The organism is Curtobacterium sp. MR_MD2014 (genome assembly GCF_000772085.1).
Lineage (GTDB): Bacteria > Actinomycetota > Actinomycetes > Actinomycetales > Microbacteriaceae > Curtobacterium.
Genome location: NZ_CP009755.1, coordinates 234,973 through 255,237, shown reverse-complemented (window position 1 = coordinate 255,237; position 20,265 = coordinate 234,973). Strand labels below are relative to the sequence as shown.

Genomic DNA, 20,265 nt, shown 5'->3' with positions numbered 1-20,265 from the left:
GAGTGCCCCGATCACCATGGGCATGCGAATCGGTCTGTACCCGGGTACGTGACCTTGGCAGTTTCCTGGCAATGCTGCGGACGGGAGGCCCGTGGCGGCCTCGCAGCGAGCCTCCCGACCGCTGGCTGGTCGCGTCCTGGTCAGCGCCTGGACAGCAGCGTCACGGCCTCGAGGTGGCCGGTCTGCGGGAACATGTCGAGCACGCGCGCCCGCCGCAGGCGGAGCGACGGCATGCGCGCGAGGTCCTTCGCGAGGGTGACCGGGTTGCAGCTCGAGTAGACGACGTGCTCGACCTCGGACTCCTCGAGCCAGGTCGCGAGCGTCTCGCCGATGCCCCGGCGCGGCGGGTTCACCACCACCAGCTCGGGCAGCGCGTCCGGTCGGGCCCGGAGGGCGTGCTCCGTCGCGTCGTCGGCGGCGAAGCGGACGTCGGTCAGCCCCGCCTCGCGCGCGGACTGCTTCGCGGAGCGGATCGCCTCCCGGCTCGTCTCGATCCCCGTGACGGCACGACCCGCGCGCGCTGCGTGCAGGGCGAACCCGCCGACACCGCAGTACAGGTCCCACATCGAGGCCGGCCCGACCTCGTCGATCCAGGCCGACGCCTGGTCGTACAGCTGGCTCGCGACGCTCGTGTTCGTCTGGAAGAAGCTCTGCGGTCGGAGGTGCATCGCGATCGAGCCGAACCGCATCGGCAGCGTCTCCTGCTCGGTCAGCACGACCTCGCGTTCCCCCTCGGTGACGGCCTTGTGCTCCGGGAGCAGGTTCGCGGTGACCACGACCGCCTCGGGCAGGACCCGCCGCAGGTCGTCGAGGCGCTCACGCAGTCGTGGCAGCTGCCCTTCGGAGCGCAGCACGAAGCGCACCATGAGCTCGCCGTCCGGGGACTCGGTCACGAGCACGAACTTGAGCTCGCCCCGACGTGCGGCCACGTCGTACGGGATCAGCCCCGTGTCGGCGACGAAGTCCGCCAGGACCGGGAGCGCCCGTCGGATGCCCGGCGTGCAGATGCCGCAGTGCCGCAGGTCCACGCCGCGCTGCCGGTGGTCGAGGATCCCCACCGTGGGGCGCTGGACCGTGCCGCCGACGACCATCTTCGCCTTGTTGCGGTACCCGGACTCCGGGCTCGTGATCGCGGGCAACCACTCGACCGCCCCCGGGCCCCCTGCGGCCTCGACGGCGTCCCGCAGGAGTTCCCGCGTGCGGATCTCCTTGTCGAGCACCTGGTCGCCGTAGGGCTGTCCCATGAGTGTGCACGAGCGGCACACCCCCCGGTCGAAGTAGTCGCACTGCATGGCCGGGTCAGGATACGGCAGCGGCGTCCCGCGTCGTCGTCGCGATGCGGTACAGCGAGGTCGTCGCGGTCACGAAGAGCGTCGTGCCGTCGTCGCCGCCGAAGCACAGGTTCGACACGACCTCGGGCACGGCGACGTCGCCGATGCGGGCGCCGTCGGGTGCGAAGACCGTCACGCCCCGGTGGGTCGAGGACCACACGTTGCCGTGGACGTCGACCCGGATGCCGTCCGGCACGCCCTCGCCCTCGCCGAGCCGGGCGAACACCCGGCCGTTCTTCACGCGGTGGCCGTCGACGTCGTAGGCGCGGATGACCGGCTCGTGGGCGGACGAGCTGGCGACGTGGAGCACGCGCTCGTCGGGCGAGAACGCGAGACCGTTCGGTTCGTCGACGTCGAGCACCACGGGGCGCAGGTCCTCGCCGTCCGGTCCGCACCGGAACACCCAGTGGTCGCCGTACTCCCGCTCGCCCGGGTGTCCCTCACGCGGCTGGGTGATGCCGTAGGCCGGGTCGGTGAACCAGATCGTGCCGTCCCGCGTGACGACGACGTCGTTCGGCGAGTTCAACCGACCGTCCGCCCAGCCGTCGACGACCGCGGTGACGACGCCGCCCCGGTCGCGCTCGACGCGTCGCCGCCCGTGCGAGCACTGCACGACGGAGCCGTCGCGGTCCAGCGTGCGGCCGTTCGTGAACTCGACGTCCGACGCGTACACGGTCGTACCGCCGGTCTCCTGGTGCCACTCGAGGATCCGGTCGCCCGGGATGTCCGACCAGCGGACCGTCCGGTCGGACGGGATCCAGCACGGTCCCTCGGCCCAGGTGCTGCCGGTCGCGAGGCGCTCGACGGCGTCGGGGTCGGGGACGAGTTCGGTGAGGCTCGACACGGGTCCTCCTTCGGACGGTGCCCTCCACGCTACGGCGTCAGGCGGTCGCAGCGGCCTCGGCGCGGCGCCGCACGGCCTTCTCGACCGCGGAGATCGCGAGGCCGAGCAGGATCGACGCGACCACCGCGAGGGTCGTCACGAGGAACGGCTGCTCCCGGCTCCAGTGCCCGGTGGCCGCCGCGATCCCCACGCAGTAGGCCGCCCACACCACGTCGGCGACGAGGCAGCTGACCAGGAAGCGCCGGAGGTCGAGCCCGCTGTCCGCACCGACCAGGTTCGTCGTGAGGCGCCCCATCGGGATGAAGCGGCCGAGGACGGCGATGCGTCCGGGGGCCTTCCGGTACCTGGCGTCGATCGACTCCCGCGCCTTCCTGACCTTCGGCCGGCTGAACCACGACCGCGAGCCGAGGTCGACCGTCCGCGCCAGGTACCAGAGCGCGACGTCGCCGAGCACCATCCCGATCGTCGCCGCGACCACCAGGACGAGCACGGGCAGGAACCCACCGTCACCACCGACGAGCAGCGTGCCGATCGCGACGACGAGCGCCTGGCTCGGCAGGAACACCGCAACGCTGCCGGCGGCCAGCACGAGCCCGACCACGAGGAAGGCCCAGGGCGTCCCGACGAGCTGGAGCACCATCTCCTGCGCTGCGTCCACCGGTCACCTCCGTCGACGCGGGGTGCGCCGACCACGATCATCCCAGGTCCGGGCCCGGCCGGTGCTCGGTGCGCCGCACGATCTCGCGCATCACGTCGGCGGCCTCGTCCGACCGACCCCCGACGACCGCCTGCACGAGCGCGACGTGCAGGCCGACGTCGTGGCGGTCCGGCCGGATGCTCCCGCGCTCACGGAGCGCCTCCCCCACGACGCGGTGCAGCCGTCGGTACAGCGCGTTGCCGGACAGCTCCAGCACGAGGGAGTGCAGCCGGACGTCCGCGATCGTGAAGTCGACCCGGCGGTCCTCGGCCGCGGCGGACGCGAGCTCGTCCGCGGTGGCGAGGAGCGCCTCCCGTCCGGCCGCGCAGTCCTCGAGCGGTGCTCGTCGGGCCGCCGCGGCGGCCGCTGCCGGTTCCACGGCGACCCGCAGCTCGCGGAGCTCGACCGAGACCTGCGCCGCGTCGGGTCCCCGGAGCCGCCAGCGGACGACCAGCGGATCGAGGACGTCCCAGTCCGTGGGGTGGGCGACGACCACGCCGACGCGGGGGCGCGCACTGAGCATGCCGAGCGCGACGAGGACGCGGACCGCCTCACGGACGATGCTGCGGCTCGCGCCCGACCAGGCCACCAGGTCGTCGGTGCTCCGGCGGCTCCCCGGCGCGAAGGTGCCGGTGACGACGGCGGTCCCGATCCCGTCGAGCACCCGGTCGAAGGCGCTCGTCACCGCTGCGCGACGGGTGACAGGACGAGCTCGTCGATGCGGACGTGGGCCGGCGCCGCGAGCACGAAGGCCACCGTGCGGCCGACGTCGTCGGGCTGCAGCATCCGAGCGCGCGCCGCCGCGTCGGGGACCTCGGGACGCTGGTCCAGGAAGTCCGTCGCGACGTCGCCCGGGCACAGGTGGGTGGCTCGCACGCCGTGCTCGGCCTCCTGCTGGTTGAGCGTCCGGACGATCGAGCCGAGGGCGGTCTTGCTCGCCGAGTACGCGACACCGGCACCGGGTTGGAAGGACCAGCCCGCGTAGGACGACACCACCACGACGACACCGCCCGCGTCCCGGAGCGCCGGCAGTGCAGCGTCGACCACCGCCACCACGGCGGTCGTGTTCGTGTCGATGACGGCGCGGACGTCGGCGAGCGACTGGTCGTCCCACCGTCGCGCCGGCGAGTTCAGCCCGGCTGCCAGCACCAGGCCGTCGATCCGGCCGTGCCGTCCGAGCACGGCGTCGCGTGCTGCGGGCACCGCGTCGCCGTCCGTCACGTCGAGCGGCACGACGTCCGCCGTCCCGCCGACCGCGCGGACCTCGTCCGCGACCTGCTCGAGTCGGTCCCGGCGACGCCCACTGAGCACCACCGTCCACCCGTCACGGGCTGCGGCCACCGCGCTCGCCGCCCCCATCCCGCTGCCGCCACCCGTGATCCAGAGCACCTTCGCCGTCATGCTCGAATAGTATGACGATTCGAGGCACGGGCGCCCACCGTTGCCGGGACAGACCGACGACGGGAGCGACGATGCACCTCGACCTGACCGACCGCGTGGTGGTCGTCACCGGAGCCGGCCGGGGGATCGGCCGGACACTCGCGGCGCGGTTCCTCACCGAGGGGTGCCGCGTCGTCGCGTTCGACCTCGCCTTCGACGACGCCGGTGACGACGGCGTCGACCGTGTCGTCTGCGACGTCGCCGACCCGGCCTCCGTGCGTGCGGCCGTCGACGAGGTCGTCCGCCGGCACGGCACCGTCGACGTGCTCGTCAACAACGCGGGCATCAACGTCACCGGGACCGTCGCCGAGCTCGGCTGGGACGAGTGGCGACGGTGCATGGACGTGAACCTCGGGGGCACCTTCCTGGTCAGCCAGGCGGTCGCGCCGGTGATGCAGGCGGCCGGGCGCGGGCGGATCGTCAACGCCGCGTCGTTCGCGGCGATCGTGCCGAGCGTCGGCAGCGCGGCCTACGCGGCGTCGAAGGCCGCGGTGGTCTCGTTCACCCGCGTGCTGGCGTCGGAGCTCGGCCCGTGGGGCATCACCGTGAACGCCTACGCGCCCGGCATGGTGCCGACCGCGATGAACGGGTTCGCCGAGATGCCGCAGGCCGAGCAGGACCGGCTGCTCGACACCCTGTCGCTCCGGCGGTGGGAGACGCCCGACGACGTCGCCGACCTCCTGGTCTTCCTGGCGAGCGACGCGTCCGCCTACGTCACGGGCACACTGCTGGACGTCTCCGGCGGCAAGCTCGCGACGCAGATCCCGGCACGGGCGCACGGTCGCTGAGGCCGGACGCGGAGCAGAGTGGAGGGAACGCTCGCTCCGGCTGTCCGGTCGCTCAGGAAGTTGCCATCCGCCTCTCCGTAGGCTGTGAGGGCCCAGTGAGCCGGACTGCAGCCCGACCCCGAGGAGGTGCCCGATGGTCTCCGTCCTCGTCGCGTTCGCGATCGTCGCCCTGATCGTCCCCGCCCTGACCCCGCTGATGGGGCGCCGCGTGTTCTACGTCGCCGCCCTCGCCCCCGCCGCCGCCGCGGTGCTGACGATCGCCCAGAGCGACGCCGCACTCCACGGCGGGGTCACGAGCCGGTGGCAGTGGATCCCGGAGCTCGACCTGGCGCTGTCGTTGCGGATGGACGCCCTGTCGTGGGTCCTCGCCCTGGTGGTCTCCGTCGTCGGTGCGCTCGTGCTCGTCTACTGCGCGTCGTACTTCGAGCGGGACGAGCCCGGACTGGGCCGGTTCGCGTCCGTCCTGACCGCCTTCGCCGGGTCGATGTACGGCCTCGTCGTCGCCGACGACGTGATCGTGCTCTTCGTGCTCTGGGAGGCCACGACGGTCTTCTCGTACCTGCTCATCGGGCAGGACGCCGACAAGCGCGCGAGCCGGGCCGCCGCCATGCAGGCCCTCGTCGTCACGACCGCCGGCGGGCTGGCGATGCTCGCCGGACTCGTCGCCCTGTCCGTGACCGCGGGGACCACGAGCCTGTCGGGCATCATCGCGCAGGCACCGGAGCTCGTCGAGCGTCCGGGGCCGCTCGTGCCGGTCGCGGTGGTCCTCGTGCTCCTGGGCGCCCTGACGAAGTCGGCGATCGTCCCCTTCCACTTCTGGCTCCCGGCAGCGATGGCGGCGCCGACCCCGGTCAGCGCGTACCTGCACGCCGCGGCGATGGTGAAGGCCGGCATCTACCTGGTCGCCCGCCTGGCCCCGGCGTTCGCGCTGCTGACCGGCTGGCGCGAGACGATCACCGTGCTCGGTGTGCTCGGCATGCTCATCGGCGGCTACCGCGCGCTGCGTCAGACCGACGTCAAGCTGCTGCTCGCCTACGGGACGGTCGCGCAGCTCGGCTTCCTCGTGCTCGCCGCCGGGTGGGGCGCTCCGGCCGTCGCCCTGGGCGGGGTCGCCCTGCTCGTCGCGCACGCCACGTTCAAGTCGACGCTGTTCCTGGTCGTCGGAGCCGTCGACCACGCGACCGGCACCCGCGACCTCCGGAAGCTCAGCGGTCTCGGGCGGAAGCTGCCGTGGCTCGTCGTGGTCAGCGTCCTCGCGCTCGCGTCGATGGCGGGCATCCCGCCGACGATCGGCTTCGTCGCGAAGGAGGCCGTCCTGACCGGCTTCGTCGAGGAGCTCCACGGACCGCAGGCGGCCTGGGCGTGGATCGCACTCGTCGGGGTGACCCTCGGCTCGCTCCTCACCGTCGCGTACTCGCTCCGCTTCCTCTGGGGCACGTTCGCCCGGAAGTCCGGCGTGGCCGACACCGAGCCGCACGGCCTGCACGGACTCGGTGTCGTGCCGTCCGTCCTCGCCGTCGCCGGACTCGCGTTCGGCCTGCTCACGCCCGTCGTCGCGCACGGCCTCGAACCCGCTGCCACCGCCGCGGCGCTGCCCGAGGGCGAGGTCCCGCACCTGGCGCTCTGGCACGGCCTGGAGCCCGCGCTCGGCCTCTCCGCGATCACGCTCGTCGGTGGCGTCCTCCTGTTCCTGGCACGACGCCGGGTCGAGGCCCTGCAGCACCGACTCTCCGGGTCACCGAGCGCGGCCGACACCTACCGGAAGACCATGCGTGGGCTCGACCGCCTGGCGACCGGGCTCACGGCCGGCGTCCAGCGCGGGTCGCTCCCCTACTACCTGACCGTGATCCTGTCGGTGTTCGTCGCCGGCGCCCTGGCGAACCTGGTGCTCGGCGGCCCGTGGGCGTTCCGCGTGCGCTTCGCCGACTCGTGGGGCCAGGTGCCGGTCGTCGCCGTGATGGCCGTCGCCGCGATCGCGGTGCTGACCGCGAAGACCCGGTTCGCCGCCGCCGTGCTCGTCGGCGTCACCGGCTACGGGATGTCCGTGCTCTTCGTCCTGCACGGTGCGGTCGACCTCGCGCTCACCCAGCTCGTGGTCGAGACCGTCACGCTGATCGCGTTCGTGCTGGTGCTCCGCCGGCTCCCCCCGCGGATCGCCACGGCCAACCCGTCGCGCTTCCGGATCGTGCGGGCCCTGTTCGCCGGCCTCGCGGGAGCCACCCTGGCCGTCGTCGTGGTCGTCGCGGCCTCGGCACGGAACAGCACCCCGATCTGGCCGGACATCCCGGCGCTCACGAAGTCCTTCGGTCACGGCCTGAACGTCGTGAACGTCGCCCTCGTCGACCTGCGCGGCTGGGACACGCTCGGTGAGCTGACCGTCGTCGTCGCCGCGGCCACGGGTGTCGCGAGCCTGATCTTCCTCGATTCGCGCGAGGACACCCTGCCGCGGCTGCGCGACCTGCCGGCGACCGTGACGAGCGACAAGCACCGCCCGGACGGCGAGCCCCGCGCCTGGCTGCCGACGAGCGCGGCGATCCCGACCGGTCGCTCGGCCCTGCTCGACGTGGTCGTCCGCCTGCTCTTCCACGGCCTCGTCGTGCTCTCGCTCTACCTGCTCTTCGCCGGGCACAACACGGCCGGCGGCGGCTTCGCCGGCGGACTCGTCGCCGGCATCGCGCTGGCCGGTCGGTACCTGGCGGGCGGTCCCGCGGAGCTCGGCGCCGCCGCGCCCGTCCGCGCCGGTCGCCTGCTCGGCCTCGGCGTCGCCACCGCGGCCACGACCGCGATCGTCCCGCTGTTCTTCGGGAAGGAGGCCCTGTACTCCGCGTTCTTCGAGGCGACCGTCCCCGTGCTCGGGCACGTCGAGTTCGTCACCGCGACGTTCTTCGACATCGGGGTCTACCTGGTGGTCGTCGGGCTCGTCCTCGACGTGCTCCGGAGCCTCGGTGCCGAGGTCGACCGGCAACGGCTCGAGGACTCCCGGGCGCGCATCACCGACACCACGGAGGGCGACGTCGACGACAACGCCGCCGCAGCGACCCCGGAGGGGAGTGCCGTATGACCATCACCCTGGTCCTCGTCATCGCGATGGCGGTGCTGTTCTCGTGCGGCGTGTACCTGCTGCTGGAGCGGTCGCTGACCCGGATGCTGCTCGGGTTCCTGCTGCTCGGCAACTCCCTGAACCTGCTGTTGCTCATCATGTCCGGCGCGGCGGGCAAGCCCCCGATCGGCGGCTCGTCCGAGGGCATCACCGACCCGCTCCCCCAGGCGTTCGCCCTGACCGCGATCGTCATCACCTTCGCGGTGAGCGCGTTCCTGCTCGCCCTCATCCACCGCTCGTGGAAGCTGTCCCGCGCCGACGAGGTCGAGGTCGACGAGGCCGACGTCGCGATCGGCAAGGACCGCGACGACGATCCCGCGGACGACGACCCCGCGGACGACGACCCCGAGATCGACACCGACCCCGAAGCGGTCCAGAACGAGGAGGCCTCGCGATGACCTGGCTCGTCCCCCTGCTCGTCCTCGTCCCGCTGCTCGGCGCCGCCATCGCGCTCGGCCTCCTGCGGCACCAGAAGCTCCAGCGGGCCATCACGGTCGCGGTGCTCGCGGTGGCCGTGGTCGTTGCCGCCACGCTCATGGTGCTCGTCGACCAGCACGGCACCATCGTCGTGCAGGTCGGCGGGTGGCAGGCACCGTACGGCATCTCGCTCGTCGTCGACCGGCTGAGCGCCCTGCTCCTCACCGTGAGCGCGAGCGTGCTCCTGCTCGTGCTGCTCTTCTCGATCGGCCAGGGACTCGCGGCCGACGACGAGGACGCCCCCGTCACGATCTACTACCCGACCTACCTGGTGCTGGCCGCCGGAGTGCTCGACGCGTTCCTGGCGGGCGACCTGTTCAACCTCTACGTCGCGTTCGAGATGCTCCTGGTGGCGAGCTACGTGCTCATCACCCTGGGCGGCAGCGAGCAGCGCGTCCGCGCCGGCACGACGTACATCATCACGAGCCTCATCGCCTCGGCGCTGTTCCTCGCGTCCATCGGCCTGGTCTACGGCGCGACCGGCACCGTGAACATCGCGCAGATCTCGGAGCGCGTCGCCGGGCTCCCCGAGCACGTGCAGCTCCTGCTCCACACGATGCTGCTCATCGCCTTCGGCATCAAGGCCGCGGTGTTCCCGCTCGCCTTCTGGCTGCCGGACTCGTACCCGACCGCACCGGCCCCGGTCACCGCGGTGTTCGCCGGACTCCTCACGAAGGTCGGCATCTACGCGATCATCCGGCTCGAGACGATCATCTTCCCGAGACCACAGCTCAACACGGTGCTGCTCGTGGTCGCGGTGCTCACGATGATCGTCGGCGTGCTGGGGGCCGTGTCGCAGACCGACGTGAAACGACTGCTGTCCTTCACGCTCATCAGCCACATCGGCTTCATGGTGATGGGCGTCGGGCTCGGTTCCGTCGTCGGCACCGCCGCGGCCGTGTTCTACACGGTGCACCACATCGTCGTGCAGACCACGCTGTTCCTGGTGTCGGGGGTGATGGAACGCGTGGGCGGCACGACCTCGACCCGGTCGCTCGGCGGGCTGCTCAAGGCCGCACCGCTCCTCGCCGCGCTCTACCTGGTCCCGGCGTTCAACCTCGGGGGCATCCCGCCGTTCTCCGGGTTCATCGGCAAGCTCGGCCTGTTCCGCGCCGCGGCCGAGGACGGCTCCCCGATGGCCTGGGTGACGGTCGGCGCCGGCGTGGTGACGAGCCTCCTCACCCTGTACGCGCTGATGCGCGTCTGGGACGCCGCCTTCTGGCGGCCCAAGCCGGCCGCCGAGGCGGCGGCACCGCACGCCAGCACGGCCGAGCCGCACGCGCACCTGCGGTCGCCGGAACCGGCGCCGCTGACCGTCTCTGAGGAGACGGGCGAGGCGTACCACCCGGGAGGCTCGACCACCGTCACCGACGCGGCGCACGCGAGCAGTGCCTCCGGTCCGGCCACCGGCCAGACCCCCGCGGTCGAGCCGTCGGTGCACACGCCGCTGCCCCGGATGCTCGTCGCCGTCACGACGGTGGCGGTCCTCGGGTCGGTCGCGCTCACCGTCGTCGCCGGTCCGCTCTACGGTTACGCGACCCGCGCAGCGGAGTCACTCGAGTCGCCGGACCGCTACGTGCAGGCCGTCCTGGGCAGCACGGACGGAGGCGCTGATGAGTGACACCCGCCGCATCTCGAACGCCCGACGGATCGCCCTCGCCTGGCGCTACGACGTGCCGCTCGTCGCCGGACTGACCGTGCTCTGGGCGCTGCTGTGGGGATCCTGGAGCGTCCTGACGCTGCTGTGCGGCGTGGTCGTCGCGCTCCTCGTCACGCAGCTGCTCCCGCTGCCGCCCGTCCCCCTGTCGAAGCGGTTCTCGCTGCCGCGCGCACTGTGGTTCCTGGTGGTGTGGGCCGGGCACGTCGTCGTCGCCTCGTTCCGGGTGGCCTGGGCGGCCGTCCGACCGCGCGGCGTCCGGCAGAGCTCGATCGTGCTCGTGCAGCTGCACACCACGTCGGAGATGACCTTCACGCTCGCCACCCTGGCGATCTCCCTCGTGCCCGGGTCGTACGTCGCCGACGTCGACCTTCCCCGCCGTCGCCTGCTCATCCACGTGCTCGACACCGAGCGCCGTGAGCAGGTCGACCAGGAGCGGCGGACCGTCGCACGCATCGAGGAGCTCGTCATCCGCGCCATCGGGTCGAAGCAGGACGTCTCCGAACTCGCCGAGCCGCTGCCGGAGGTGACCCGGTGAGCGCCGCGGTCGTCGTCATGGCCGTCGGGATCGCGCTCGTGCTCGTCCTGCTCGGCGCCACGCTCGCGCTGGCCGTCGGGCGGATCGTCCGCGGACCGACGATCCTCGACCGGATGATCGGCTCCGACATGGTGCTCACCACCGCGCTCGTGGTGATCGCCGCGGCGATGGTGGTCCGGCGCGACCTGACCGCCGTCCCGGTGCTGGTCGTCATCGCGGCGACGAGCGTCTTCGCGACCATCGCCGTCGCACGGATCGTCACGCCCTCGTCGGACCCGTCCGACGAGGGGATCGACGTGACCACGCCGGAGCACGCCGCCGAGGAGGAGTCGAAGTGATCGAGATCCTGCAGTCCTTCGTCGACGGGGCCGGCGTCCGTGCGTGGATCGCCCTCGTGCTGATGCTCCTCGCCGCGGGGCTGTCGTTCGGCGCCGCCGTGGGCATAGTCCGGTTCCGGGACCCCCTCGTCCGGCTGCACGCGATGGCGAAGCCGCAGGTGCTCGGGTTGGCGCTCGCCCTGGCCGCGATCGTCGTGGCGGTGTGGACCTGGACGGCGTTCTGGGTCGTGCTGCCGGTGCTCGTGTTCCAGCTCTTCCTGGTGCCGGTGTCGACCCACATGATCGCGCGTGCCGGGCTGCGGTCGAACGACTACCGGCACGAGGACCTGCTGGTCGACGACACCGAGGACTGAGTCACCCGGCGGCGCGGACGGCAGCCTCGTCGTCGTCCGAGAGGCCGGCGCCGTGCGGGTGGACCGGCTGGAGCTGCTCCCACGCGAGCGTGTCCGCCAGCGTCTCGACGAGTGGCCTCCGTGCCAAACCTGCTGCACGCGCGCGGTCCGCCGGGCGGTCGTTCATGCCTTGGTGGTCGTCGTCGGGTATCCACAGCGGCAGGGACCGCTCCCCCGCCCAGGGAGCCACCCCACGCGCGAGGAGCACCTCGTCCGACAGCGCCACGACCGGGACGTCCCCGCCCGCTGCGGCCCGTGCTGCCTCGAGGTGCTGACCCAGCGTGACGACCTCGCCGGGGACGTCGTGGACGCCCGCCCGTCCGCCCTCGGCCGCTCCGACGAGCCAGCCCGCCAGGTCGCGGACGTCGATCACCGAGGTGGGTCGATCCGTGCGCGCAGGGACCACCACCGGACGGCCGGTCACGGCGGCACGGGCGAACCGCCACGGCCAGTAGCCGGAACGTCCGGTGTGGTCGCCCGGTCCGCCGACGAGCCCGGCCCGCGCGATCGAGGCGCGCTCGGGGCCGAAGGCGTCGAGGACCGCACGTTCGCACGCCACCTTCGCAGCGCCGTAGTCGGCGGGGTCGTCCGACGGCTCGAGCACGGCGGCGTGCTCGTCGGCACCGCGCTCGGCCTGCGAGGCGTAGACGCTCACGGTCGACACGAGGACGTACCGGTCGGCGACGGGCTCGAGGTCACGGGCTGCGCGACGGACGTGCTCCGGGGTGCGGGAGACGTCGACGACCGCGTCCCATCGCTCGCTGGCGACCCCGGTCAGGGCGTCGTCGCGGTCCCGGTCGGCCCGCACGAGTCGGGCGCCGGTGGGGACGTCCGAGCCGCGCGCGACGCACGTGACGTCGTGGCCGGTGTCGAGGGCGTGCTGCACGACGGTCCGGCCGAGCCAGGCGGTGCCGCCGAGGACGAGGATGCGCATGCAGTCCAGCCTGCACCGAGCGGCGACCGACGGCGCGCGGCGACCGGCTCAGGCGGTCGCGGCCGCCGGAGCGCCCTCGCGGCGGGCGAGCAGGAGGTCCGCCACGGCAGCGACGACGACCAGCGCGGCAGCGTACGCGGGGAACGCCATCGCGGCACCGGTGCCCGCACGCTCGGCGACCTCGCCGACCACGGCCGACGCGACCGACTGTCCGACGATGACCGCCGAGCCGAGGATCGTCATCGTGGTCGCCGAACGGCCGACGGGCGACCGGTCCGATCCCAGGCTGTACTGCGCGACGAGCGTCGGGCCGATACCGATGCCCATGATCCCGAGCACGAGGACGACCGCCACGACGGAGTCCGCTCGGCTGAAGGCGATCGCGCCGCCCAGCAGCACGACCCCGAACACGAGCCAGCGCCAGGTGACACCGAACCGCTGTGGGAACGCCGCCGATCCGAGTGCGAGTGCGGCGGATCCGATCCCCATCACGCCGTACAGCAGGCCGGCCTGGGACGCCTCGCCCTGCTGTTCCGTGAAGGCCGTCAGCGAGGTCAGCGTCGACCCGAAGAAGAGGCCGATGCCGAGGATCCCGACGACGACCACGAGGAGTCGCGGACGGAGCAGCTGCCGGGCCGGGGCGCGCGTCTCCTGTGCCGGCCCACCGACGACGAGGGCGCCGGTCGGGTGCAGCGCGAAGGCGGTGACGAAGACGAAGGTCAGTACCGACGCACCGGCGACGGCCACCCACGGCGCGATCGTGCTCGCGAGCAGGCCGACCAGGAACGGTCCGACGATGAAGACGGTCTCGTCCGCGGCCGACTCGTACGCCATCGTGCCGCTGAAGACCTTGTCGCGGCGTGCCGGGGACATGCGCTGGCGGATGATCGCCACGAGTCGCGTGCGGGACATCGGGGCGACCTGCGGTGCGGTCGCGCCGATCAGGAACGACATCGCCAGGACCGCGAGGTCGGGCGCGGTGCTCGCGACCACGATCGGCAGGACGCCGAGCAGGACGGCGTTCGCGAGTCCGACGGGGACGAGGACGGCCCGCTGGCCGAAGCGGTCGGCGGCCGCACCGACGAGCGGCCCGAAGATCGCCGAGCCGATGCCGACGAAGGCGGAGTTGATGCCGCCGAGGGCGACGGAGTCACGGGACGCGACGACGAGGGTGAGGACACCGACGACCATCATCGCGAAGGGCAGACGGGCGATGAACGCGATCGGGAAGTACCACCGACCGGCGAGGGAGACGAGGGACGCGTCGGAGCGTCGAGGTTGGAGCATGAGGGGGTGTGCCTTCTGGGGCCCGGCCTGATCCGGCGGCGGGCCCATCGGGTGCCGCCGCTGTCCGTCGGTGGGGCCGACGGCCGGTAGATACACACTGCTTGCTGTTGTGTCCCTCCAGGGTACCAAGCCCGTCCGGACGGCACGCGGGGTCGGGACCTGCCACGGGTCGGCCGGGAGGCGCGTGGCGGGGCCGCCACGCGCCTCCCGGCCGTCGTCAGCCGCGTCGCAGGCCGTCGTCGATGCGTGCCAGCAGGTCAGCCGCGGCGCCGAGGCCGCTGTCGTCGCCACCGAGGGCGGCGCGGAGCCGGCCCGCCCAGTGCGCGTGCAACCGCGCGATGCTGTCGTGGGCGAGGGCGGTGGGGTGCAGCTGCACGGTCCGGGCGTCGCCCGGGTCGGTGCGGCGCTCGACCATGCCCTTTGCGACGAGCGAGCGGAGCGCGACGCTGCAGTTGCTGCGCTGCAGCGCCGTGGCGTCGGCCACGGCACTCGGGGACGCACCCGGGTTCCGGTGCACCCAGCGCATCACGAGCGCCTCGGTGCCGGTCAGCGGGACGATGTCGAGCGCGTGCGGGCCGTGTGGGTCGACCTCGCGACCGATGCGCAGGACGACGTCGGCGAACTCGGCAAGGGCGTCGTCGGAGACCGCTGGTGCCATGGCGTCACTGTACCGTCCAGCGACGATGAGTTATGGTTTCATAACCATGACGACGGACACCGGATCCATCCGCGCCACCACGGCGACGCCCTCCACCCGCCCCACGGGCATCACGACTCCCCTGCTGCTCGTGCTCGGCCTGCTCAGCGCGGTCGCGCCCTTCGCGACCGACCTCTACCTGCCGGCGTTCCCGCGGATGACCACGGAGCTGTCCGCCTCGGCGACGACCGTGCAGCTCACCCTGACGGCGTTCCTGGTCGGTGTGACCGCGGGGCAGCTCGTGTTCGGGCCGCTGTCGGACCGTTTCGGCCGCGTGCCCCCGCTCCTCGCCGGCGCCGCGCTCTGCGTCCTCGCGAGCGCCGCAGCGGTGCTCGCGCCGAACGTGGCGGTGCTCGTCGTCGCACGGCTGCTGCAGGGCCTCGGCGGGGCGGCCGGCATGGTGATCGGCCGCGCCGTGATCTCCGACCTGGCGACCGGCAAGCCCGCCGCCCGCGCCTTCTCGCTCATGATGATCGTCGGCGGGGTCGCGCCCGTGGTGGCACCGCTCCTCGGCGGTCTGCTCACCGGACCGATCGGGTGGCGCGGACTGCTGACGATCGTGCTCGGCCTGTCGGTGCTGATGCTCGTCGCCGTGCTCGCCGTCGTTCGGGAGACGCACCTGCGCTCGCGGCGTGACGCGCTCCGGGCCGAGCGCGTGGCGTCCGGTTCCCCGCTGCGGGCCCTGAGGTCGCGGACCTTCGTCGGCTACACCGCGGTCTTCGGCTTCGCGTTCGCGGTGATGATGGCGTACATCTCGGCGTCACCGTTCCTGTACCAGGGCATGCTCGGGCTCGACACCGTCGGCTACGGGCTCGCCTTCGGTCTGAACGCACTCGCGCTGATGGGCGTGAGCATCCTGTCGGCGAAGCTCACCGCGACCCGCTCGGTCGAGGGCGTCCTGACGCTCGGCATCGCCCTCGTGGTGGCGTCCACCGTGGCGTTCGCGCTGCTCGTCGTGACCGGGGCGCCCGTCCTCTGGCTCGCGGTGCCGCTCTTCACGGCGGTCGGGTCGCTCGGCCTCGTGCTCGGGAACGCGACGGCGCTGGCGCTCGGCGCGGTCCCCGGGGTCGCGGGCAGCGCCTCGGCCGTGCTCGGCGCCCTGCAGTTCGGGCTCGCGGCGCTCGTGTCGCCGCTCGTGAGCATCGGGGGCGAGGACACGGCGGCGCCGCTCGCGGTCGTCATGCTCGCGGCCGCCGTGGTCGCCGTCGTCGCGCTCGTGGCGGCGCGGCGCAGCCGGGCGTAGCAGCGCAGCGCAGCGCAGCCGGGCGTAGCGGCGTGGGGCCGCGGGGCCGTGCGCCGCTCAGTGGCGGCGCCCGAGCGGTACCGCGGCACCCTCACGCGGGCGGAGGAACGGGATGCGGGGCATCGCCCAGTCGACCCACACCACCCGGGCCGCCGGCGCGACCGCCAGCGCCCAGAGGATCGAGGCCGCCGCGTCCGTCGGGTAGTGCACGGCGTCGATCGAGACCGACAGGAACACGACCACGATCGCCACGACACCGGCGACCCGGGCGACCTGGTGCCACCGCGTCTCGCGGACGACCCACACGAGCGCGATCACGAACGCCGTGATGTAGACCGTGTGCCCGCTCGGGTACCCGGGGTCGGGCTGGACGGGGAACGGGTGCGGCAGCAGCGCCACGTCGGGCCGGGCGCGGTGGACGATCTCCTTGACGACGGCGGACGGCAGCCACGTGATCGCGATCGTCATGCCGAAGCCGAGGGCCGGCCGGAGGTCCCGTGCCCGCCACCAGATGACACCAGCGACGACGAACGTGATCGCGATCGCCGGCACCGGGCTGATGACGTGGTAGACCGCCGTCGTGAACGCACCGACCGCGCCGGTGTGCAGCGTGTTGAACGCCTTCGCGAGCCCCGCGTCCACCGAACCGAGGAAGAACCCGATCACCGTCAGCACGACCACGGCCCCGATGCCGATCGTGACGGTCGCCAGCGGGTGGGGGTTCGGCTCGAGGATGCCGACGACGTCGGCCCTCCTGCGGCGGCGCTCGGGCTCGGTGCTCATCCGCCCATCGTCCCAGGGAGAGCCGCCCGTGCCCGGCACGCGCGGCACGCGCAGATCAGAGACCGCTCAGCCTGACGCTCGTGGCCCGGCGGAGGACGTCCCCGGCTCAGTCCTCGACGTCGAACACGACGACGCGGCTGCTGCCGGCGCCGATGTGGTCGGCGACCGGCCGGTGCTCCGGGTGCGGCAGGTACCCGGCGAGCGCCTCGCGGTCACGGAAGCGCACGGTGAGCATCCAGTCGAACCCGCCCTCGAGGCCCTCGGTGCTGATGCTCGGACCGGAGTGCACCGACTCCACCCCATCGATGCGGGGCAGGTGGTCACGGCAGAGCGCATCCGCCTGCACGGCGTGCTCGCCGACCCCGTCCCGCGCTGCGTCCCACTGCACCAGCACCACGTGCGTCACACCAGCCATGTCCTGCTCCCGTCGTCCCGGCCCACATTGCCACCCGAGCACTGGGACACCACCCCGCCTGTGCCCGCACGCAACCAGGCGACCTACCGTCGGCCGGGTACGAGACGGCACGACGAGAGGAACACCATGGCAAGCGGAGTGGCAGCGGTCTGGGTACCGGTCAGTGACATGCAGCGCGCGGTCGCGTTCTACCGCGACGCGCTCGGCCTGACGGTGAAGAGCGAGGACGACGACTGGAGCGAGATCGACGCGAACGGGCTGCTCATCGGCCTGAACGGTCGGGAGTCGGCGAGCCCGTCGAGCGACGGCGGCGCGGTCGTCTCGTTCCAGCCGGACGGCAGCATCGAGGACGAGGTCGCCGATCTCAAGGCCAAGGGCGTCGACTTCGCGGGTGACGTCAGCGAGCACCCGTGGGGCAAGATCGTGCCCTTCAAGGACAGTGAGGGCAACGACCTGCAGCTGTACTCGCCGCCGCAGGGCTGACGCGACGACCCGCAGACGGGAGGCGCGGTGCCAGCTGGCACCGCGCCTCCCGTCCTCCTGCAGCGCCGTCTAGAACGCGGGCGTCCCGCCGGCGATCGTGATGGTCGAGCCGGACTGGTAGCTCGACTCCGGGCTGACGAGGTGCACGTACGCGGCTCCGAGCTCGGCCGGCTGGCCGGGGCGGCCGAACGGCGACTGCTCGCCGAAGTGCGACACCGTCTCGGCGTCGTCGGACCCGGGCTGCAGCGGCGTCCACACCGGACCCGGCGCGACCGAGTTGACACGGATGCCCTTCGGGGCGAGCTGCTGCGCGACGGCCTCGGTGAAGGTCTTGACCGCGCTCTTCGAGATCGCGTAGTCGATCTTGTCGGGCGACGGGGTCGCGGCCTGGATCGATCCGGTCGTGACGATCGTCGAGCCGGGCTCGAGGTGCGGCACTGCGGCCTGCGTCAGCCAGAACAGCGAGTAGATGTTCGTCTTGAACGTCGAGTCGAAGTGCTCGGTGGTCAGCGACAGGATGTCGTCGTTGCTGTCCATGCGACCGGCGACCATGACGAGGGTGTCGAGCCCGCCGAGTTCGTCGACCGCCTTCTGGACGAGGTCCTTGCAGTACTGCTCGTCGGAGATGTCCCCGGGGACGAGGACGGCCTTGCGCCCCTCGGACTCGAGGAGGTCGCGGACCTGCTCGGCGTCCTCCTGCTCGTCGGGCAGGTAGGAGAGGACGAGGTCGGCACCCTCACGGGACATCGCGATGGCGGCGGCGCGGCCGATGCCGGAGTCGGCACCGGTCACGATGCCGCGGAAGCCGGTCAGCCGTTCCTTGCCGACGTAGCTCTGCTCGCCGTGGTCGGGCTCCGGGTCCATCTTCCACGCGGCACCCGGCAGGGACTGCTCCTGCTTCGGGAACGGCGGCTTCGGGTAGAGGGAGTTCGGGTCGCGCTTCTCGTACTGGCTCATGGGGCCATGGTGCTCGCGAGCTGCTCCGTGCCGGTCCAGTCGGACACGTGTCACCCGGGCACCCAGGTCGCACCCGGGCGACGGGCGTTGCCTGCTCGCGGTCACCCGATCAGCAACTGGAGGCAGCGAATGGCCAAGACCTGGTTCATCACCGGAGCATCGAAGGGCTTCGGCCGCGAGTGGGCGGAGGCCGCCCTGGAGCGCGGGGACTCCGTCGCCGGCACCGCGCGGAACACCGACGACGTGCAGGCACTCGTCGAGCAGTACCCGGACACCTTCCTGGCGATCCGGCTCGACGTCACCGACAAGGCCGCCGACACCGCTGCGGTGCAGCAGGCCGCGGAGCACTTCGGCCGGCTCGACGTGGTCGTGAACAATGCGGGCTTCGGCCACTTCGGCATGGTCGAGGAGCTCACCGAGGACGAGGTCCGCGCGCAGCTCGAGACGAACTTCTTCGGCGCGCTCTGGGTCACGCAGGCGGCGCTGCCGATCATGCGCGAGCAGGGCTCGGGCCACATCGTGCAGGTCTCGAGCATCGGCGGCATCAGCGCGTTCCCGACGGTCGGCGCGTACCACGCGTCGAAGTGGGCGCTCGAGGGCCTGTCCCAGTCCCTGTCGCAGGAGGTCTCGGGGTTCGGTGTCTCCGTCACCCTCGTCGAGCCGGGCGGCTTCTCGACCGACTGGTCCGGTCCGTCCTCGAAGCACAGCGAGGAGCTCGACGCCTACGCGGACGTCCGCGAGGCCGCCTCGAAGCGTCCGTCCGCATCGGACCCGGGCAAGCCCGAGGCGACCCGCTCGGCGATCCTCAAGGTCGTCGACGCCGAGCAGCCGCCGCTGCGCGTCTTCTTCGGCAAGGCGCCGCTCGGCATCGCCGAGCAGGACTACGAGTCGCGGCTCGCGACGTGGCGCGAGTGGCAGCCGGTCGCCGAGGAGGCACACGGCGCCTGAGCGCCCACGTCGCCCACGTCGCCACGTGACGGACGGGAGGCTCCCCACCAGCTGGTGGGGAGCCTCCCGTCCGTCGGTGGGTCGCGTCGGTCAGACGCCCGCCGTCGACCGGATCCACGAGGACGACTGCGACAGCAGTGCGTAGTTCGACCCGGCCGTCGTGTCCGCACCGGGGTCGGCGCTGTCGCCGGTGGAGCACACCGCGACGACCTTGCCGTTGACCAGGAGCGGGCCGCCGGAGTCGCCGTGGTTCGACGCGCCGGTGACGCCGGTGACGTGCTGCGCCTTGCCGCTGTAGGCGTCGCGCGTCGCACCCGTGAGCGACACGGTCGCCTGGTACAGCCCGTCCGACTGCTGCGCGTTCGCGCGGAGGCCGTAGCCCTGGATGACGCCGGTCCCGCTCGACTTCGCCGCGGCGGTCAGGTCGAGGGGGGCGTAGGTCGACAGCGCGTAGGTGCTGCGCAGGTGCACGAGCGCGATGTCCCCGGCCGGCGCGGCGCTGACGCGGTCGATCGCGACGGCGGTGCCGCGGTTCGTGGTGGAGTTCGAGTGGTAGACGTTCATCGCGCCGATGCCGTCGATGCAGTGGCGGGCGGTGACGATCCACGAGGCGTTGATCTGCTCGCCGGTGCAGTTGCTGACGTACCCGGACGGGATGGTGCCGCCGGACGCCTCGAGCTGGACGGCCCAGGTGGTGGTGGGTGCCTTCTCACCGCCGACGACCTCGGTGCCCGCGGGCAGCGCGGATGCGGGGGTGGCGGCGAACACGCCGCCGGCGACGACGGCCACGGCGGCGAACGCCGCTGCGAGGGTGTGCTTCACGGGGACTCCTCTGTTCCTGGCTCCTGCACCGTTGCAGGATGCAACTGCGGTCATCCTGACCCTCGTCCGGGGGCCGCGCCAGTCCGCACTTCCA

General features: G+C 72.6%; 22 protein-coding genes. 10 read left to right on the top strand and 12 right to left on the bottom strand.

The features are described 5' to 3' along the window. Window positions 1-140: 140 nt before the first annotated feature. Genes rlmC through NI26_RS01270 form a run of 5 tightly spaced genes read right to left on the bottom strand, consistent with a single transcriptional unit; the run spans window position 141 to window position 4,273 of the window. Entirely contained in the window at window positions 141-1,292 is a 1,152-nt protein-coding gene (gene rlmC, locus NI26_RS01290; protein ID WP_066651597.1) for a 23S rRNA (uracil(747)-C(5))-methyltransferase RlmC, read from the bottom strand. Window positions 1,293-1,299: 7 nt separating this feature from the next. Beyond that, window positions 1,300-2,175: an SMP-30/gluconolactonase/LRE family protein gene (locus tag NI26_RS01285; protein WP_066651595.1), complete on the bottom strand. Its 876-nt coding sequence runs from the start codon at window positions 2,173-2,175 to the stop codon at window positions 1,300-1,302. Window positions 2,176-2,212: 37 nt separating this feature from the next. Next, window positions 2,213-2,833, bottom strand: a complete 621-nt coding sequence (locus NI26_RS01280; protein ID WP_066651593.1) for a DedA family protein — start codon at window positions 2,831-2,833, stop codon at window positions 2,213-2,215. A gap of 37 nt (window positions 2,834-2,870) precedes the next feature. After that, complete coding sequence (locus NI26_RS01275) at window positions 2,871-3,557, bottom strand: FadR/GntR family transcriptional regulator (protein ID WP_066651590.1); 687 nt, start codon at window positions 3,555-3,557, stop codon at window positions 2,871-2,873. Continuing rightward, window positions 3,554-4,273 carry an SDR family oxidoreductase gene (locus NI26_RS01270; protein WP_066651588.1) on the bottom strand — a complete coding sequence of 240 codons (720 nt, stop codon included), beginning with the start codon at window positions 4,271-4,273 and terminating at the stop codon, window positions 3,554-3,556. The genes NI26_RS01275 and NI26_RS01270 overlap by 4 nt, the downstream gene beginning before the upstream one ends. Before the next feature lie 71 nt (window positions 4,274-4,344). Between NI26_RS01270 and NI26_RS01265 the strand changes: the two genes are divergently transcribed. From NI26_RS01265 to NI26_RS01235, 7 genes are all read left to right on the top strand, one after another. Next, window positions 4,345-5,100, top strand: a complete 756-nt coding sequence (locus tag NI26_RS01265) for an SDR family NAD(P)-dependent oxidoreductase (RefSeq protein ID WP_066651587.1) — start codon at window positions 4,345-4,347, stop codon at window positions 5,098-5,100. 133 nt (window positions 5,101-5,233) lie between these two features. After that, a complete protein-coding gene (locus NI26_RS01260) occupies window positions 5,234-8,161 on the top strand; it encodes a Na+/H+ antiporter subunit A (protein WP_066651585.1) in 2,928 nt (975 codons plus the stop codon). Further along, window positions 8,158-8,598 (top strand): Na(+)/H(+) antiporter subunit C, encoded by a 441-nt coding sequence (locus tag NI26_RS01255; RefSeq protein WP_066651583.1) that lies wholly within the window; start codon window positions 8,158-8,160, stop codon window positions 8,596-8,598. The genes NI26_RS01260 and NI26_RS01255 overlap by 4 nt, the downstream gene beginning before the upstream one ends. After that, window positions 8,595-10,298, top strand: a complete 1,704-nt coding sequence (locus NI26_RS01250) for a Na+/H+ antiporter subunit D (RefSeq protein WP_066651581.1) — start codon at window positions 8,595-8,597, stop codon at window positions 10,296-10,298. The genes NI26_RS01255 and NI26_RS01250 overlap by 4 nt, the downstream gene beginning before the upstream one ends. Then, the gene (locus NI26_RS01245) at window positions 10,291-10,872 is read left to right on the top strand and encodes a Na+/H+ antiporter subunit E (protein WP_066651579.1); all 582 of its coding nucleotides are present in this window, start codon (window positions 10,291-10,293) and stop codon (window positions 10,870-10,872) included. The genes NI26_RS01250 and NI26_RS01245 overlap by 8 nt, the downstream gene beginning before the upstream one ends. Continuing rightward, a complete protein-coding gene (locus tag NI26_RS01240) occupies window positions 10,869-11,210 on the top strand; it encodes a hypothetical protein (protein WP_066651577.1) in 342 nt (113 codons plus the stop codon). The genes NI26_RS01245 and NI26_RS01240 overlap by 4 nt, the downstream gene beginning before the upstream one ends. Beyond that, window positions 11,207-11,563, top strand: a complete 357-nt coding sequence (locus NI26_RS01235) for a cation:proton antiporter (RefSeq protein WP_081984549.1) — start codon at window positions 11,207-11,209, stop codon at window positions 11,561-11,563. The genes NI26_RS01240 and NI26_RS01235 overlap by 4 nt, the downstream gene beginning before the upstream one ends. 1 nt (window position 11,564) lies before the next feature. Here NI26_RS01235 and NI26_RS01230 read toward each other — a convergent pair whose 3' ends face one another. From NI26_RS01230 to NI26_RS01220, 3 genes are all read right to left on the bottom strand, one after another. Next, window positions 11,565-12,536 (bottom strand): NAD-dependent epimerase/dehydratase family protein, encoded by a 972-nt coding sequence (locus NI26_RS01230; RefSeq protein WP_066651575.1) that lies wholly within the window; start codon window positions 12,534-12,536, stop codon window positions 11,565-11,567. Window positions 12,537-12,584: 48 nt separating this feature from the next. Further along, complete coding sequence (locus tag NI26_RS01225) at window positions 12,585-13,823, bottom strand: MFS transporter (protein ID WP_066651573.1); 1,239 nt, start codon at window positions 13,821-13,823, stop codon at window positions 12,585-12,587. A 217-nt stretch (window positions 13,824-14,040) separates the two neighbouring features. Further along, entirely contained in the window at window positions 14,041-14,481 is a 441-nt protein-coding gene (locus NI26_RS01220) for a MarR family winged helix-turn-helix transcriptional regulator (RefSeq protein ID WP_066651571.1), read from the bottom strand. Window positions 14,482-14,527: 46 nt separating this feature from the next. On the opposite strand from NI26_RS01220, the gene NI26_RS01215 reads away from it, so the two are divergent. Further along, entirely contained in the window at window positions 14,528-15,763 is a 1,236-nt protein-coding gene (locus NI26_RS01215) for a multidrug effflux MFS transporter (RefSeq protein ID WP_066651569.1), read from the top strand. A gap of 57 nt (window positions 15,764-15,820) precedes the next feature. Here the strand turns inward: NI26_RS01215 and NI26_RS01210 are convergent, their stop codons facing one another. Further along, window positions 15,821-16,546, bottom strand: a complete 726-nt coding sequence (locus NI26_RS01210) for a phosphatase PAP2 family protein (protein ID WP_066651567.1) — start codon at window positions 16,544-16,546, stop codon at window positions 15,821-15,823. Between the two features lie 106 nt (window positions 16,547-16,652). Next, window positions 16,653-16,961 carry a Dabb family protein gene (locus NI26_RS01205; RefSeq protein WP_081984546.1) on the bottom strand — a complete coding sequence of 103 codons (309 nt, stop codon included), beginning with the start codon at window positions 16,959-16,961 and terminating at the stop codon, window positions 16,653-16,655. A 126-nt stretch (window positions 16,962-17,087) separates the two neighbouring features. Here NI26_RS01205 and NI26_RS01200 point away from each other — a divergent pair, with 126 nt between their 5' ends. Next, window positions 17,088-17,444, top strand: coding sequence for a VOC family protein (locus NI26_RS01200; protein ID WP_066651563.1), 357 nt, complete (start codon window positions 17,088-17,090; stop codon window positions 17,442-17,444). 69 nt (window positions 17,445-17,513) lie between these two features. Here the strand turns inward: NI26_RS01200 and NI26_RS01195 are convergent, their stop codons facing one another. After that, window positions 17,514-18,401, bottom strand: coding sequence for an SDR family oxidoreductase (locus tag NI26_RS01195; protein WP_066651561.1), 888 nt, complete (start codon window positions 18,399-18,401; stop codon window positions 17,514-17,516). 129 nt (window positions 18,402-18,530) lie between these two features. Between NI26_RS01195 and NI26_RS01190 the strand changes: the two genes are divergently transcribed. Beyond that, window positions 18,531-19,349 (top strand): SDR family oxidoreductase, encoded by an 819-nt coding sequence (locus NI26_RS01190; RefSeq protein WP_066651559.1) that lies wholly within the window; start codon window positions 18,531-18,533, stop codon window positions 19,347-19,349. 90 nt (window positions 19,350-19,439) lie between these two features. On the opposite strand, the gene NI26_RS01185 is transcribed toward NI26_RS01190, so the two are convergent. Further along, window positions 19,440-20,171, bottom strand: a complete 732-nt coding sequence (locus NI26_RS01185; protein WP_066651557.1) for a S1 family peptidase — start codon at window positions 20,169-20,171, stop codon at window positions 19,440-19,442. Window positions 20,172-20,265 lie beyond the last annotated feature (94 nt).